The sequence below is a fragment of the Xenorhabdus taiwanensis genome, assembly GCF_036512875.1.
Classification (GTDB): Bacteria; Pseudomonadota; Gammaproteobacteria; order Enterobacterales; family Enterobacteriaceae; genus Xenorhabdus; species Xenorhabdus taiwanensis.
The window spans coordinates 801,122-817,584 of record NZ_AP028978.1 but is presented as its reverse complement, the minus strand read 5'-3'; the positions used below and the strand labels follow the sequence as shown (position 1 = coordinate 817,584).

The 16,463-nt window shown below is 43.2% G+C and carries 16 protein-coding genes; 12 read left to right on the top strand and 4 right to left on the bottom strand.

Going from position 1 to position 16,463, the window contains the following annotated elements; all coding sequences use genetic code 11:
* Nucleotides 1-92: 92 nt before the first annotated feature.
* Together tig and bolA are read right to left on the bottom strand one after the other, a co-directional pair.
* Nucleotides 93-1,397: a trigger factor gene (gene tig, locus ACE1SE_RS03540; RefSeq protein WP_374052674.1), complete on the bottom strand. Its 1,305-nt coding sequence runs from the start codon at nucleotides 1,395-1,397 to the stop codon at nucleotides 93-95.
* Between the two features lie 394 nt (nucleotides 1,398-1,791).
* Nucleotides 1,792-2,115, bottom strand: coding sequence for a transcriptional regulator BolA (bolA, locus tag ACE1SE_RS03535; protein ID WP_374052673.1), 324 nt, complete (start codon nucleotides 2,113-2,115; stop codon nucleotides 1,792-1,794).
* Between the two features lie 261 nt (nucleotides 2,116-2,376).
* On the opposite strand from bolA, the gene ACE1SE_RS03530 reads away from it, so the two are divergent.
* The 9 genes from ACE1SE_RS03530 (at nucleotide 2,377) to ACE1SE_RS03490 (ending at nucleotide 12,252) form a co-directional block, all read left to right on the top strand.
* Entirely contained in the window at nucleotides 2,377-2,955 is a 579-nt protein-coding gene (locus ACE1SE_RS03530) for a lipoprotein (protein ID WP_374052672.1), read from the top strand.
* Between the two features lie 71 nt (nucleotides 2,956-3,026).
* The gene (gene ampG / locus ACE1SE_RS03525; RefSeq protein WP_374052671.1) at nucleotides 3,027-4,556 is read left to right on the top strand and encodes a muropeptide MFS transporter AmpG; all 1,530 of its coding nucleotides are present in this window, start codon (nucleotides 3,027-3,029) and stop codon (nucleotides 4,554-4,556) included.
* Nucleotides 4,557-4,833: 277 nt separating this feature from the next.
* Nucleotides 4,834-5,601, top strand: coding sequence for a nucleoside-specific channel-forming Tsx family protein (locus tag ACE1SE_RS03520; protein WP_374052670.1), 768 nt, complete (start codon nucleotides 4,834-4,836; stop codon nucleotides 5,599-5,601).
* Between the two features lie 350 nt (nucleotides 5,602-5,951).
* On the top strand, nucleotides 5,952-6,917 hold the full coding sequence (gene cyoA, locus ACE1SE_RS03515; RefSeq protein ID WP_374052669.1) for a cytochrome o ubiquinol oxidase subunit II: 966 nt from the start codon (nucleotides 5,952-5,954) through the stop codon (nucleotides 6,915-6,917).
* Nucleotides 6,918-6,921: 4 nt separating this feature from the next.
* On the top strand, nucleotides 6,922-8,904 hold the full coding sequence (gene cyoB, locus ACE1SE_RS03510) for a cytochrome o ubiquinol oxidase subunit I (RefSeq protein WP_374052668.1): 1,983 nt from the start codon (nucleotides 6,922-6,924) through the stop codon (nucleotides 8,902-8,904).
* Nucleotides 8,904-9,515, top strand: coding sequence for a cytochrome o ubiquinol oxidase subunit III (locus tag ACE1SE_RS03505; protein WP_374052667.1), 612 nt, complete (start codon nucleotides 8,904-8,906; stop codon nucleotides 9,513-9,515). The genes cyoB and ACE1SE_RS03505 overlap by 1 nt, the downstream gene beginning before the upstream one ends.
* Nucleotides 9,515-9,847 carry a cytochrome o ubiquinol oxidase subunit IV gene (locus ACE1SE_RS03500; RefSeq protein ID WP_074019286.1) on the top strand — a complete coding sequence of 111 codons (333 nt, stop codon included), beginning with the start codon at nucleotides 9,515-9,517 and terminating at the stop codon, nucleotides 9,845-9,847. Before ACE1SE_RS03505 ends, ACE1SE_RS03500 begins: the two co-directional genes overlap by 1 nt.
* A gap of 12 nt (nucleotides 9,848-9,859) precedes the next feature.
* A complete protein-coding gene (cyoE, locus tag ACE1SE_RS03495; protein ID WP_374052666.1) occupies nucleotides 9,860-10,744 on the top strand; it encodes a heme o synthase in 885 nt (294 codons plus the stop codon).
* A 140-nt stretch (nucleotides 10,745-10,884) separates the two neighbouring features.
* Nucleotides 10,885-12,252 carry an MFS transporter gene (locus ACE1SE_RS03490; RefSeq protein WP_374052665.1) on the top strand — a complete coding sequence of 456 codons (1,368 nt, stop codon included), beginning with the start codon at nucleotides 10,885-10,887 and terminating at the stop codon, nucleotides 12,250-12,252.
* Between the two features lie 79 nt (nucleotides 12,253-12,331).
* Here ACE1SE_RS03490 and ACE1SE_RS03485 read toward each other — a convergent pair whose 3' ends face one another.
* On the bottom strand, nucleotides 12,332-12,823 hold the full coding sequence (locus ACE1SE_RS03485) for a YajQ family cyclic di-GMP-binding protein (protein ID WP_074022857.1): 492 nt from the start codon (nucleotides 12,821-12,823) through the stop codon (nucleotides 12,332-12,334).
* A 126-nt stretch (nucleotides 12,824-12,949) separates the two neighbouring features.
* On the opposite strand from ACE1SE_RS03485, the gene panE reads away from it, so the two are divergent.
* Together panE and yajL are read left to right on the top strand one after the other, a co-directional pair.
* Nucleotides 12,950-13,861 (top strand): 2-dehydropantoate 2-reductase, encoded by a 912-nt coding sequence (gene panE / locus ACE1SE_RS03480; protein WP_374052664.1) that lies wholly within the window; start codon nucleotides 12,950-12,952, stop codon nucleotides 13,859-13,861.
* Complete coding sequence (gene yajL, locus ACE1SE_RS03475) at nucleotides 13,824-14,420, top strand: protein deglycase YajL (protein WP_374052663.1); 597 nt, start codon at nucleotides 13,824-13,826, stop codon at nucleotides 14,418-14,420. Before panE ends, yajL begins: the two co-directional genes overlap by 38 nt.
* An 82-nt stretch (nucleotides 14,421-14,502) precedes the next feature.
* On the opposite strand, the gene thiI is transcribed toward yajL, so the two are convergent.
* Nucleotides 14,503-15,951 carry a tRNA uracil 4-sulfurtransferase ThiI gene (gene thiI, locus ACE1SE_RS03470; protein ID WP_374052662.1) on the bottom strand — a complete coding sequence of 483 codons (1,449 nt, stop codon included), beginning with the start codon at nucleotides 15,949-15,951 and terminating at the stop codon, nucleotides 14,503-14,505.
* Nucleotides 15,952-16,205: 254 nt separating this feature from the next.
* Between thiI and xseB the strand changes: the two genes are divergently transcribed.
* A complete protein-coding gene (gene xseB / locus ACE1SE_RS03465; RefSeq protein ID WP_374052661.1) occupies nucleotides 16,206-16,463 on the top strand; it encodes an exodeoxyribonuclease VII small subunit in 258 nt (85 codons plus the stop codon).

Below are 16,463 nucleotides of genomic sequence, written 5' to 3'. Positions count from 1 at the left end.
TAAAAAAACCCGCAAGCATAGCCTGCGGGTTTACTTCGGTTCACTTCATTGAGAGTGAGGTTTCATCATCTCAGGCAATCAATAAATGAAACTTATGCCAATTGATTTTGATTCATAAGTTCATTGAAACCAGTTTCTTTTTCAGAAACTTTCGCTTTGCTCAGAACAAGTTCAACAGCCTGCTCTTCCAGAGCAATATTGCGAATGTTGTTCATCATTTCTTTATTTTTGCTGTAGTACTCAACAACTTCTTTTGGATCTTCATAAGCTGCAGCCATCTCTTTGATCAACGCAGTAACGCGATCTTCTTCGACTTTCAGCTCATTGCTGCTGATAACTTCGCCTAACAGCAAGCCAACAACAACACGGCGTTTAGCCTGCTCTTCAAACAGTTCACGTGGCAGTTCCAGAGCTTGTGTTTCGCTACCGCCAAAACGCTGAGCAGCCTGACGACGCAGTACATCAATTTCACCATCAACAACAGCGGCAGGAACTTCAATTTCGTTAGCCTTAACCAGACCGTCCAGAATCTGAGTTTTGATGTTGTTGCGAACAGCATTTTTCAGTTCACGTTCCATGTTCTTGCGAACTTCGGCACGCAAACCGTCAACAGTACTATCAGCAATACCAAAACGCTTGATGAACTCTTCAGTCAGCTCTGGCAGTTCACGCTGTTCAACTTTTTTCAAGTTGATCACGAATTTCGCCGCTTTACCTTTCAGGTTTTCTGCATGGTAATCTTCTGGGAAAGTCACATCGATAGTAAATTCTTCGCCTGCTTTGCGACCAACGATACCCTCTTCAAAACCTGGGATCATACGGCCCTGACCCATTGCCAGAACGAAATCAGTTGATTTACCGCCTTCGAATTCTTCACCATCAATGGAGCCAGTGAAATCAACAGTTACACGATCTTCCGCAGCCGCTGCTTCATCGGTTTCTTTCCAATCAGCCTGCTGTTTACGCAGTGTATCCAGCATGTTGTCAACATCAGCATCTTTTACTTCAACAACAGGTTTTTCAACTTCGATTTCTTCCAGACCTTTCAGTTCAATTTCTGGATAAACTTCAAATTCAACTGCGTAAGTGAAGTCTTCACCTTCTTTAAACTGTTCAGGTTTGTAGCTTGGTGCACCTGCTGGATTGATTTTCTGCTCAATGATCGCATTGATGAAATTGCGCTGCATCAGATCACCCAGAACATCCTGAAGAACAGAAGCGCCATAACGCTGCTTAACGATCTTCATTGGCACTTTGCCCTTACGAAAGCCGTCGATACGGACTTTCTTTGCTACATTAACCAGTTCACTGTCAACTGCTTTTTCGATATCGGCAGCAGGAACGGTGATTGACACACGACGCCCAAGGCCTTGAGTGGTTTCAACAGAAACTTGCATCTTGTTACCTCAAAAAAATCATAGTGCTCGGTCAACTTCAGAATGGCTGCAAGGCTTAAAACAAGCTGATTGCAGTACTCTTTAAGAACCGGGGCGGTCGCATTTAAAAACCGAGAATCCCTGTGATCAGAAGCGTCCCGAAACCATTCTAAAAATTTAGACGCAGCATTATAGCGGCGCAGACAGTATGAGTCGAGAATTGCAGACAAAAGCATGCATGATTCGTTGACTTATGTGATAAACGTTGCTCAATGACTACGTCATAATATTGTTTATAATGATACTGTTTATGCAATATGCATATAAACAAAAATACAGCCCGGAGGCTGCTAGCTAAAATTAAATCCAGATTAATAAAATAGAGACAAACAAGCTATGAGATTAACTCGAAAAATCACAAGGTTGATGTCATTGTACTTCCACCGCGACATGCCGGTGAGGCCAGAACAGTATCTGCTAGTTCTGCCCATTCCTTCTCCGTATAAGTATGTAGTGCCAAAGCATGTACACCTTCCTCTAATTCTTTAGCCAAGACGCTATATACTGAGCGGTGACGACTGATTATTCTTTGTTCAACAAATTCATTACTTATGATAACAATTTTAAAATGGCTTTCAGAACCCGCTGGCACATTGTGACGATAACTTTCATCGGTCACTTCCAGATGAGAAGGCTTAAATGCCGCCTGTAACTTTGTTTCTATTTCTTGACGAACCATCCCATTCTCCTAAATCACCAAAGGTTATTTATTAACCGCATCATTGATTTTAGATTATTTCCCGTGATTTATAACATCAGGATAACTAAATCTCCTTAACAGAATTTACGTCAGGTATTTCTCACGATATTACAAATCATGTTTCAATCATCAGGGATATGCCGCTACCCATGGCGATGCTATGATTACGACGGTTTAAACTATGGTTTAAATTATCAGTATTAATATTGAATATCCGAATCTTAAATTGAGAAAACCTACATGCTAAAGAAAATAGTTATTCCATTGATTACACTTTTCTTTTTATCTGGCTGTGCAGATTCAGGTAACACATTAGCCATTCAGCCTAAAATTACCCTACCACCAGCCGATCCAACCATGAAAGCGATTACAGTCAGTATTAGTGGGGTCGACCAGCGTCAATCTCAAGCCCTGGCTCAAATTAATCGCAATGCGCGATTAGTTACCTTGGTTCCTTCCCGTGATTTACGCTTCTTACTGCAAGAAGCTCTGGAAAAACAAATGGTGGCTCGCGGCTATATGATTGGTTCTCCCGCCAATGCCAATTTGCAGGTCGTTGTCAATCAACTCTACGCCAATGTGAAAGAAGGCAGTCTTCGTCATGATATTTCAGCCAAAGCTGAAATCTCTATCATTGCTTATGCTCAAGACGGTAGTAAACAAATCAAAAATTATCGTACTAGCTACAATGCACAGGGACCATTGGCAGCAACAAATACAAAAATTGCTGATGCAGTCAATACTGTCTTATCTGATGTGATCGCAGACATGGCTCAGGATGCATCAATCAGCACCTTTATCAAACAAAACGTCCACTAACAGGATAATGAACAAACTTTCTGCCTAATTCTGACAAAATTAGATAGTATGCAGAAAGTTTTGGGAGGCCCATGACTAACCAACGTTATTTAAACCTATCTGCATTACGCAACTATCGAACCCTTCTATTACTAGGCTTTGCCTCAGGTCTGCCTCTTGCGCTCACGGCTGGAACGTTACAAGCATGGATGACTGTCGAAAACGTCGATATCCGAACTATCGGTTTTTTCACTTTGGTTGGTCAAGCCTATGTTTTTAAGTTTCTCTGGGCACCCACAATGGATCGATATACTCCCTCCTTTTTAGGACGCCGCCGGGGGTGGATGCTCGCTACTCAACTTTTATTGATCGCCAGTATTGCAGCAATGGGGTTTCTGCAACCTTCCCAGCATTTATGGTGGCTTGCTGCATTGGCTGTTGCTGTTGCATTCTTCTCAGCTTCCCAAGATATTATTTTTGATGCCTATAAAACCGACTTATTATCACAGGAAGAACGAGGATCAGGTGCCGCCATTTCTGTATTGGGCTATCGGTTAGCTATGCTGGTTTCCGGTGGATTGGCTTTGTTACTTGCTACCTATATTGGCTGGCAAAATATGTATTGGGTTATGGCTGGCCTGATGTTAATTGGTGTTTATGCCACGCTTACAGCCAAAGAACCAGAAATCAATACCGCACCACCAAAAACATTACATCAGGCGGTATTCGAACCATTGTTTGATTTTTTCAGCCGCAACAATGCCTGGCTTATCCTGCTATTGATTGTACTGTACAAACTGGCAGATGCTTTTGCTCTCTCACTCAGCACCCCTTTCCTTATTCGTGGTGTCGGTTTCAGTCCAGCCGAAGTCGGTATGATCAACAAAACCCTCGGACTCGCTGCAACCATTGTCGGCGCATTGTACGGTGGTTATTTGATGCATCGGCTGAGCTTGTTCCGTGCTCTGATGATCTTTGGCATTCTTCAAACTGTTTCAAATTTCGGTTATTGGATACTTGCCATTACCCCTAAAGACATCTACCTGATGGGGACGGCGATTTTTCTGGAAAATATCTGTGGCGGTATGGGGACAGCGGCTTTTGTTGCTCTTTTAATGACCTTATGTAATAAATCATTTTCAGCAACACAATTCGCGTTGCTTTCTGCATTATCAGCAGTTGGCCGAGTTTATGTTGGCCCAGTAGCAGGGTGGTTTGCAGAAGCCTATGGTTGGTCAATGTTTTATCTATTTTCGGTTATTATCGGATTGCCGGGGCTTGTGTTGTTGTTTATCTGCCGTAAGACACTGACTTATACCGAGAAAAATGATGACTTTTTGCCTCGAACACTATTCAAAAACGCTTATAAATTTGCCTTCACTATCATGATATTGGCCGCTTTGATATTTATAGCCTGGTTAATTATCAGCAGTGTACTGTTTATCATCATTCATTTAGTCTCTCAGGTATACACTATATCGCCAGAATACACGCTATATCTGCATGAAATCAGTGAATGGATATCCCCACTGTTATCCTGGAGTGTAATCATTGGAACCCTGGGCTTTCTTTTCGGTGGAATATTAGACTACCTGGCTTTAAAGAAAAGTAGCCTCGATTAGTTTACTTTTTCCATTCAATACCTTTTCACACCCGCCTACACCAGAAGGTTGACAAAGCTCAACCTTCTGTCACCAGTTTATATTGCTGGCTTATCTGGTTTATATAGTGACAAACTTCACAAGAAGAGTAAAAACCTACAATTATGTGGCCTGAAAAAACATTTTTTCAAAGTGGGATTATTTATATTTGAACTAACAAATATTATTATTTGAACGCATATTATTTCGAACTATTCGAAATATCGTTAACCACCTTAAAACCATATAAAGGGAATTTATGAAAAGACGTATTTTGACACTCACCGCAATTGCCGCAGCTTTAGTTTCTGCTTCAGCCAGTGCGGAATACCAGTGGGGGTTCGGCAATGTCAGCATGAACTACCTTGACTGGAGCAAACATACCACTCATAAAACCGGAAAAACCTCACATAAGGATGATTTTGCTTATTTAGAACTGGAAGGTGGAGCAGGATTTAGCTGGGGCGAACTCTATGGTTTCGCTGATTTAGAGAATCCTTTTAACAGTAAAACAGCCCAACCGGGTGATAACCAACGCTATACTTTCAAGACAACAGGCCGTTTCTATCTGGGTGATACAGGTTTTAACCTTTATGGTCATGTTTATGGAACCTATTCATTACCAGGCAAAGCAAATGGTGGAAACTTCCATGAAGTCAATACACTTTATGGATTAGGCTATAATGCTAATATTGCTGGCCTGTGGTTCAAACCTTTTGTCGCACTGCATTATGTTGACCAAACTTTCTATTCAGGCAATAACGGTTATGTCGTAGGCTGGGTTGCAGGGTACGATTTCAACCTTTGGGATCAAAAATTCAGTGTTACAAACTGGAATGAAATTGAATTGAACCGCAATGAACGCTACGGCAACGGCGGACGTGAAGGCATTAATGGTGCGATTGCGTTATGGTGGACTCCACATCCTTCTTTTACCACCGGAGTTCAGTACCGTTATGCAGATAACAAACTGGGAGAAGATTTCTTGCAGGATGGTATTGTTTATAGTGTAAAATATAATTTCTAATAATTAATTTAATCGATGAGCAGCCTGATGCTGCTCATTGAAACCAATAAATAATAATTATCCCATCGATAGCAAAGCATAATTTTGGTTTTTCTCTTTTATTTTTACCGAAAATTTTCCTTGTATAACAGATGGTTATTTTAAATTAATTGTCTGTTTTGATTTTTTAGTTAAAATAACCAACTGAAATTAACGTTTTATTAAATTTAGAATCACATGTGATCCCTCTAACATAAAAAGCCCACAAGCCAACCTGCTTCTATTACAATTGTTTACACTCCGGTAACCTTACCGTAGAATGCCCGCACTGATGAAACGACAATAAAGCTTTTGTTATCTGGGGTCGCTCAATGAGACTTATGAAATACAAAAAAACTATTGGGTTATCGTCATTACTCGCAGCCACCTTAATGCTAAGTGGTTGTGATATGGTATTGATGAATCCCAAAGGGGCGATCGGCGTCGAACAAAAAACGCTGATACTGACAGCGTTTGGTTTGATGCTGATCGTTGTTATACCGGCTATTGTAATGGCAATCATTTTTGCCTTACGTTACCGGGAAGCCAATAAATCTGCAACTTATCGTCCAAACTGGGCACACTCAAATAAAATTGAGCTTGTCGTTTGGACTGTACCTATCCTGATTATCATCACTCTGGCGACGATTACATGGAAAACGACGCATGAGCTCGATCCATATAAGCCATTGGACAGTGATGTAAAACCGGTGACAATAGAAGTGATTTCTCTTGACTGGAAATGGCTGTTCATCTATCCGGAACAGGGTATCGCAACTGTAAACGAAATCGTATTCCCTAAAGATGTTCCAATTAACTTCAAAATCACCTCAGACTCTGTGATGAACTCTTTCTTCATCCCACAGTTAGGTGGTCAGATTTATGCAATGGCGGGCATGCAGACAAAATTGCACCTGATTGCTAACTCTGCGGGTAAATACGATGGATTCTCAGCAAGTTACAGTGGTCATGGCTTCTCAGGCATGAAATTCACTGCAACAGCGACTGATGATCGTGCAGGTTTTGAAGAGTGGGTGCAGAAAGTGAAAGCATCACCGAAAACCCTGGATACCGTACAAGCATTCAATGAGTTGGCTAAACCTAGCCAAAACAATCCCGTTGAATACTTCTCAAGCGTGAAACCAAAACTGTTCCAAGAGACTATCGCCAAATTCATGGGTGACATGGGCCATGGTGGTATGCATGGTATGGCAGGTCACGGCAAAACAGAACATGGTGAAGCTGCGGGTCATAATATGAATATGAGTCAGCCGGCTCATTCAGGTGTTGAGGAATAAAGGCATGTGGGGAAAATTAACACTGGATGCGGTCCCATTACATGAACCCATTATTGTGGTGACATTACTTGGGATCTTGCTTGGGGGACTGGCAGTTGTTGGTTCCTTGACTTATTTCCGTAAATGGAAATGGCTTTGGAGTGAATGGTTAACCAGCGTTGACCATAAGAAAATTGGTGTCATGTACATCGTCGTTGCCATGGTGATGATGCTCCGTGGTTTCGCTGACGCCATCATGATGCGTGGACAGCAAGCCTTAGCTTCCGCTGGTGAAGCCGGTTTCCTGCCCCCGCACCATTATGATCAGATCTTCACCGCTCACGGCGTTATCATGATCTTCTTTATGGCGATGCCTTTCGTTGTCGGCCTGATGAACATTGTTGTTCCTCTGCAAATCGGCGCGCGCGACGTTGCATTCCCATTCTTAAACTCTTTGAGCTTCTGGTTATTTGTTGTCGGTGTCGCACTGATCAACATCTCTCTGGGAGTTGGTGAGTTTGCACAAACCGGTTGGTTGGCCTACCCGCCTCTATCCGGTCTGGAGTACAACCCAGGAGTCGGTGTTGACTACTGGATATGGAGTCTTCAGCTCTCTGGTGTCGGTACATTGCTGACCGGTGTTAACTTCTTCGTGACCATCCTGCGTATGCGTGCACCAGGTATGTCCATGATGAAAATGCCCGTCTTCACTTGGGCTTCACTGTGCACCAACATTCTTATTATTGCTGCGTTCCCAATCCTGACAGTAACCATCGCGTTGCTAACCCTGGATCGTTATCTGGGCACCCATTTCTTTACCAACGATATGGGCGGCAACATGATGATGTACATCAACCTGATCTGGGCTTGGGGTCATCCTGAAGTTTACATTCTGGTTCTCCCTGTCTTCGGTATTTTCTCCGAAGTCACTGCAACCTTCTCGAAGAAACGTCTGTTTGGTTATACCTCACTGGTGTGGGCGACAATTGTTATTACCATCCTGTCGTTCATTGTATGGTTACACCACTTCTTCACCATGGGTTCCGGCGCGAACGTTAACGCCTTCTTTGGTATCGCCACGATGATTATCTCTATCCCAACTGGGGTTAAGATCTTCAACTGGCTGTTTACTATGTACCGTGGTCGTATTGAATTCAAAACCCCAATGCTGTGGACTGTTGGCTTCTTAGTTACCTTCTCCATTGGTGGTATGACGGGCGTTCTGCTGGCAGTACCAGGCGCAAACTTCGTTCTGCATAACAGCCTGTTCCTGATTGCTCACTTCCATAACGTTATCATCGGTGGTGTGGTATTCGGCTGCTTCGCAGGTACAACTTACTGGTTCCCGAAAGCATTCGGCTTCACGCTGAATGAAAAATGGGGCGTCCGTGCATTCTGGTTCTGGATCACAGGTTTCTTCGTTGCCTTTATGCCACTATATGCGCTGGGCTTCATGGGAATGACTCGTCGTCTGAGCCAGGATATCAACCCAGAATTCCATCCTTTGCTGGTTGTTGCGGCAGGCGGTGTTGTTCTTATCGCTCTTGGTATTCTGTGCCAGGTTATCCAGTTCTATGTCAGTATCCGTGACCGTGAGCAGAACCGTGATCTGACCGGTGATCCATGGGGTGGCCGTACTCTGGAATGGTCAACTTCATCTCCACCTCCGTTCTATAACTTTGCGGAAGTTCCACACATCCAAACTCGTGATGCGTGGTGGGATACGAAAGAAAAAGGTACTGAATATAAGCGTCCTGCTAAATATGAAGAAATTCATATGCCTAAAAATACCGGTGCAGGTGTGATTATCAGTGCTTTCTGTCTGACCTTAGGATTTGCTTTGATCTGGCATATCTGGTGGATGGCGATTGCAAGCTTCGCTGGCATCATCATCAGTTGCATCGTGAAAAGCTTTGACGAAGACGTTGATTATTACGTTCCTGTAGCTGAAGTCGAGAAAGTTGAAAATCAGCGTTATGAAGATCTGAGAAAGGCAGGTGTGAAATAATGTCGACTCAAACCCTTAACAACACAGCCGCCCATGATACTCATGGGCACCACGATACAGGAGCCAACAAGGTATTTGGCTTCTGGATCTACCTGATGAGTGACTTGATTCTGTTTGCAAGTCTGTTCGCTACCTATGCCGTGTTAGTTAACGGCACTGCGGGTGGCCCAACTGGTAAGGATATTTTTGAACTACCATTTGTACTGGTAGAAACCTTCTTACTGCTATTTAGTAGTATCACCTATGGTTTCGCCATGCTGGGCATGAACAAAGGTAAAACTGGTCAGGTTAATTTGTGGCTATTCATTACCTTCCTGTTTGGCCTTGGCTTCGTTTCAATGGAAGTTTATGAATTCCATAAACTGATTGCAGAAGGCTTTGGTCCTGATCGTAGTGCGTTCCTGTCTGCCTTCTTCGCACTGGTTGCCACTCACGGTCTGCACGTAACCCTCGGTCTGATTTGGATCATCATCCTGATGATTCAGGTTTCACGCCGTGGCCTGACTGATGTAAACCGTATGCGTCTGAACTGCCTGAGCCTGTTCTGGCACTTCCTTGACGTTGTATGGATCTGTGTATTTACTATCGTTTATCTGATGGGAGCTATGTAATGAGTCATCCAAATACTTCTCATTCCGGCGCAAGCCACGGTAGCTTCAAAACCTATCTAATTGGTTTTGTTCTGTCAGTCATACTGACCGTGATCCCATTCTGGATGGTGATGGATGGCACTGCTTCACACAGCACAATTCTGGTGACAGTAGTCGCTATGGCTGTTATTCAGATTTTTGTTCATTTCATCTGCTTCCTGCACATGAATACATCGTCTGAAGAACGTTGGAACCTCGTTGCCTTAATATTCACATTAGTGGTCATCGCTATCGTTGTTGTTGGATCCCTGTGGATTATGTACAACCTGAACATCAATATGATGGTTGATTAAGGGTTGATTTGAATGATTAAGCAATACCTGCAAGTGACCAAACCAGGAATTATTTTCGGAAATCTAATTTCTGCGATTGGTGGTTTTCTACTCGCTTCCAAGGGCGTAATAGATTACCCCTTGTTCTTTGCAACGATGATCGGGGTATCGCTGGTGGTAGCATCAGGTTGTGTATTCAACAACTACATCGACCGCGATATTGACCGTATCATGGAAAGAACGAAAGAAAGGGTCCTTGTGAAAGGGCTTATCGATCCGAAAATCAGTCTGATTTACGCCTCAGTGTTAGGTATTGCTGGCATAGTGCTGCTCTATGTAGCAGCCAATGTCTTAGCAATGCAGTTAGCTCTCATCGGGTTTATCGTTTATGTCGGGGTTTATAGCCTCTACATGAAAAGAAAATCTGTTTATGGCACGCTGGTTGGTAGCCTGTCAGGCGCAGCACCTCCCGTGATTGGTTACTGTGCAGTAACAGGGCATTTCGATACAGGCGCGTTGATCTTATTACTGATCTTCAGTTTGTGGCAAATGCCCCACTCTTACGCCATTGCTATTTTTCGGTTCAAAGATTATCAGGCGGCCAACATCCCAGTATTACCTGTGATTAAAGGTATTTCTGTCGCGAAAAACCACATCACTTTGTATATTCTGGCCTTTATGATTGCCACGTTGATGCTGACTATCAGTGGTTATGCAGGTTATAAATACCTTATCGTAGCTGCCGCAGTGAGCATTTGGTGGTTGGGTATGGCACTATCAGGTTATAAGACCTCTGATGACCGTATTTGGGCCCGTAAGTTATTTCTGTTTTCTATCGTCGCTATCATGTCATTAAGCGTCATGATGTCTGTAGATTCAACAGCATCCCCAGAAAACCTACTGACTTACGTCTGGTAATATTTAGATGGCAGGGTCTACCCTGCCATCTTTTTCCTTTCTTTTATCTCTATTCAATGACAACTTATTCGGTTAAAAACGTTTCTCTTTCGTTTTCTCTCACCTAATTGAAATGTCATACCAGATTTTTTGAGGTATCCATGAACGATAATAAAATGACTCCGCTTGAACTTAGAGCAACATGGGGCTTAGGTTCTGTTTTTTCCCTGCGCATGTTAGGCATGTTCATGGTTCTGCCTGTTCTGACGACCTATGGTTTAGCATTACGTGATGCGACTGAAGCTCTTATCGGAATTGCCATTGGTATCTACGGCTTAACACAGGCAATATTCCAGATCCCATTTGGGCTTCTATCAGACAAAATTGGCAGGAAACCTTTAATCATCGGCGGGCTTCTCATTTTTGCATTAGGCAGTGTTATTGCCGCCTTAAGCGACTCTATTTGGGGAATTATTATCGGGCGAGCCTTGCAAGGCACAGGGGCAATATCCGCTGCTATCATGGCATTACTTTCAGACCTGACCCGTGAGCAGAATCGAACAAAAGCAATGGCATTTATCGGTATTAGCTTTGGCATTACATTCGCTTTTGCAATTGTCGTCGGCCCCATTATTACCCACCAAATCGGTTTAAATGGTCTATTTGGGGCAATTGCAATCCTTGCTGGCTGCGGGATACTTATCACACTGTTTGCAGTGCCAAATACACACAAGCATTTATTAAATCGCGAATCAGGTATCGCCCGCGGCAGCTTCAAACGTGTGCTTTCAGATCCCCAGCTAATCAAACTCAATTTTGGTATTCTCTGCCTGCATACCTTATTGATGTCGAGCTTTGTTGCCCTTCCCCTTATTATGGAAAAAGTAGGTTTTCCTCCACAACAACACTGGAAAGTGTATTTAATTACTACACTTATCTCTTTTGTCGCCGTTTTGCCTTTCATTATTTACGCAGAAATAAAACGTCGCATGAAACAGGTATTTTTGCTGTGTATAGGTATGCTATTCATTGCTGAAGCCGTTTTATGGTCTCAGGGATCGCATCTTTGGGGGATCTTTGCCGGCATTCAAATTTTCTTCCTTGCATTTAATATCATGGAAGCTATCTTGCCTTCACTCATCAGCAAAGAAGCACCTGCGGGTTATAAAGGCACTGCTATGGGCATTTACTCTACCAGTCAATTCCTTGGCGTTGCTTTGGGTGGTTTCCTTGGAGGAATGCTTTACGAATGGCAAGGTGCATCCCTCGTCTTTATGGGAGGCATCGCGCTGACGGCACTCTGGTTTATTGTCAGTCTGACCTTACGGCAACCACCCTATGTCAGCAGTATCAGGCTCATCTTGCCAGAACAACTAAGCAACACTGAAGTTTTGGAGAAAAAGATATTGGCGCAAGCCGGCGTAAAAGATGTTGTCATCGCACCAGAAGAATTTAGTGCGTATATCAAAGTCGATACCAAACTAACCAATCGTGATCAGTTAGAACAGCTTGTATTACTCCATAAATAGCTTGGGTATTTACAACAAGTACGGTGTCACCAAACACCGTACTATGATTAATTATTCACTATTAGGATAATGACGGAAATTAATCGCGGAAATTAGTAAACTGGAAAGGCTGCCCCAATTCTGCGCCACGAACCAATGCAATAACACTTTGCAAATCGTCACGTGCCTTACCAGTTACCCGCACTTGCTCACCCTGAATTTGAGCCTGTACCTTCAGCTTACTGTCTTTAATCAGTTTCACAATTTTTTTCGCTAACGGCGTATCGATACCTTGCAGTAAGGTCGCTTCTACACTGTACGTTTTGCCGCTATGAACCATATTTTCAGGAATATTGATTACAGAGCCATCAATTCCACGTTTAGCAAACTTTTCACGCAGAATATCGACGAGTTGGTTCACCTGAAAATCAGATTCACTGGCAATTTTAATCGATTCATTCTTTTCGTTTAATTCAAAACTTGCGGGGACGTTACGGAAATCCCAACGATTGCTTAACTCCCGTTGTGCGTTCTCTACTGCATTGCGCACTTCTTGCATATCAACTTCAGAAACAATATCAAATGATGGCATTACCCGTCACCTCCAGCTAATCAATAAATCGGCATGATAACCGCTTTCCATTATTGGCAAAAGCTCTATACTCGGGAAGTTCAGCGATCTTTTTGCAACTCCCCTATTTTCAGATCAGGAAGAAATATGAAAATAACCGTTCTTGGCTGTGGCGCTATCGGAAAACTGTGGCTTGCCGCCCTATCCCAACAAAATCATAGTGTTCAGGGATGGCTAAGGGTTCCACAGCCTGTTATTTCCGTCCAGATCGAAAACTTTAATGGCCAGGCTTTTAATCAACAATTTCCTGCCAACGACGAAAAACACCTTACTGAAAGTAAGTTACTCCTCGTTTGTTTAAAAGCGTGGCAAGTTTCTGACGCAATCAATCACCTTGCTGACAAACTTCCTCCCCATTGCCCAATCCTGTTATTGCATAATGGAATGGGAACCCAAGAAGAATTCAAGTCTCTACCCAACCCCATTTTACTTGGCGTAACTACGCATGGCGCCTATCGAAAAAATGATATTGTGCACTATAAGTCACAAGGGATGACTCACATTGGTGCCATAACAGCCAATGCCGCCAAATTCAGCAATCTTGCCGATATTTTACACAGTGCCCTGCCCGATGTAGCATGGCACAATGAAATACAGGCTATCAGTTGGATGAAACTTGCCGTCAACTGTGTCATTAATCCCCTCACCGTCATCTATGACTGCAAAAATGGTGATTTACGGCATCACCAGACACAAATTCAGGCATTGTGTGGCGAAATTTACCAAGTCATGGAACATGATAGTATCCATACAACCCAACAGACATTGATTGATTACGTCATGAACGTGATTGAGCAAACCTCTGAAAATTACTCATCCATGCTGCAAGATATACGGGCACAGCGACATACAGAAATAGACTACATTACCGGTTTTTTAATGCGTCGGGCTCGTGTTCACGGTTTGTCAATTGCAGAAAATATGGCTGTTTATCATTACATTAAACGCAAGGAGGAAGAATATGAGCGCTTCAGCCCTTATTTGTCTCGCCCACGGTAGTGAAGAAACCGAGGCTGTCACGACGATTGATTTGCTTGTCCGTGCGGGAGTGAATGTTACTGTAGCCAGTGCGGAAACCGACGGTTCCCTCACATTGACCTGCTCACGCGGCGTCAAAATCGTTGCTGATGTCCCCTTGGTGAATGTCGTTGACGACGATTTTGACGCCATTATTCTGCCGGGAGGCATAAAAGGCGCAGAATGTTTTCGTGACAGCTTACTGGTAGTAGAAAAAATTCGAACCGCACAAAGTCAGGGAAAAATCATTGCAGCAATCTGTGCTTCTCCGGCGATCGTATTGGAATATCATCAACTTTTTCCTGTCGGCAATATGACTGGCTATCCCAGTATGCAGGATAAGATTGCACCAGAAAAATGGATTGATAAACGCGTTTATTTTGACGAACGGGTTAACTTACTGACCAGCCAAGGGCCTGCCACTGCTTTTGACTTCGCCTTGAAACTGATTGAATTGTTGAAAGGAAAAGAGAAAGCCGCAGAAGTTGCCGCCCAACTCGTTTTACCACCTGGCATTAATAATTACCAAAACATCCAGTAATCATCCTCCCTATAAAAGGGAAGAAGGTACAAGGCTGCTTATCGGATCGGTTCCGTAAGCAGCCTTGTACCTTAAGGACAAATTAAGGTCGATACACCTTCACATTGTCGAAGCCTTGCTCACGCAGATAAAGTGCCTGTAAACGGCTCATCACACCACGATCACAATAAAGCAGATAAATTTTTTCTTTCGGCAAATCACCAAACTGGGTACCCAGTTTATAGAAAGGCAATGACTGAATTTCAATACCCTCTATACTTAACGGATGATTATCCTGTTCATCGGGGGAACGGATATCCAATAACACATCATTAGGGGAAAGTGCAGATACCATTTCCACTTCCACCACTTGCTCACTGGATTGCTCCGCAATTTGGCGGATATCCAGATTCTGAGCTTCACTAACCACGCGTTCTAAGATCTCAAAGTCAAAATTGTTTTCTTCTGCTTCAATTTTGGCTTTAACGGCTTTCACTGTCGGGCTTTTTGATATCACCCCACAAAATTCCGGCATAGTACGGGCAAAATCTTCGGTGCCAATTTCACGGGCCAGCTTAATAATGTGCTCTTTATCATGGGAAATCAGGGGACGAAGGATCAACGTATCTGAAACATTGTCAATCAATCTTAGGTTAGTCAAGGTCTGGCTGGATACCTGCCCCAGAGCCTCACCGGTTACGATCGCCTGTACACCATAGCGCTCTGCAACTTTGGAAGCTGCCCTGACCATCATCCTTTTCAGCACAACGCCCATTTGCCCGTCGTCAACTTTTTCCAGAATTTCAGCCACGACAGGTTCAAAATTAACAGCAACGAAACGGACTTTATGCGAACTGCCAAATCGATTCCATAAATAATGGGCAACCTGCTTTACGCCAATTTCATGGGCTGCGCCACCGAGATTAAAGAAACAGTAGTGCACACGGCAGCCACGACGCATCAGCATATAACTGGAAACACCGGAATCAAAGCCACCGGAAATCAGTGACAGCACATCTTCCTGCGTACCGATAGGAAATCCGCCAATTCCTTCATAACGGGCTTTAACCAGAATCAGCTTATCCTGATCAATTTCCAGATTGACAGTGACATCAGGCTTGGTCAGTTTCACCTTGGCAGATTCAATATGTTGATTCAAGCCGCCACCGACATAGCGTTCAACTTCATTGGATGTAAAACTGTGTTTACCACGGCGCTTTGCGCGAACACAAAATGTTTTGCCATGCAGTAAATGGCCGTAAGTTTCGTAGGCTTGCTCAAAGATATGATGCAGATCACGAAAATCCCGCTCTTCTACTTGCAGGATATGGTGGATACCTGGAATGCGTGTCAGTGCATCACAAATTTCCGCGCCAAGGTTATCATCCTTAACCCGAACTTCGATATTATCCCAATGGCGAACAACAGCAATGCCTTCTCCGAAGGTCTTCAACACATTGCGGATATTGCTGGCAAGAATTTTAATAAAGCGTAACCGGACGGTCTGGCTTTTAATCGTAATTTCTGGGAATAATTTAATGATAAACTTCATAGTAAGATATAGTAGTCATTCAATGTTGAACTATCATCAACAACATCAATGATTGTTCTTAAGTGTTCAGTTGGATAGGGCGCAGAGTATAACACCATCTGGCTTATCACCTGTAAAAAATCGACTGCAAAAACCGACTATAAAAAAATAGTGGTAATACATGATTTATTTTTCTTGGTGTAGTAGGGTACTCTGCAATTCTGTAACGAACTTGCTTTGCTGTAATTCGTTAAATAACCATATGTTAAGTCATTATGTCTAAAGCAAATCAAACATCAGCAACCGAACAAATGCCAACATTCGAGACCTCTCTTAAAGAGCTGGAGGAAATTGTTATTCGGCTGGAATCCGGGGAACTCCCATTAGAAGATGCGTTGAATGAATTTGAACGTGGTATTCAACTTGCAAGACAAGGACAAAAAACGCTTCAACAGGCGGAACAACGAGTGCAAATTTTACTGAACCATGATGCACAATCGCTTCTTGATGAATTTTCGTCCGATGCTGAGTAA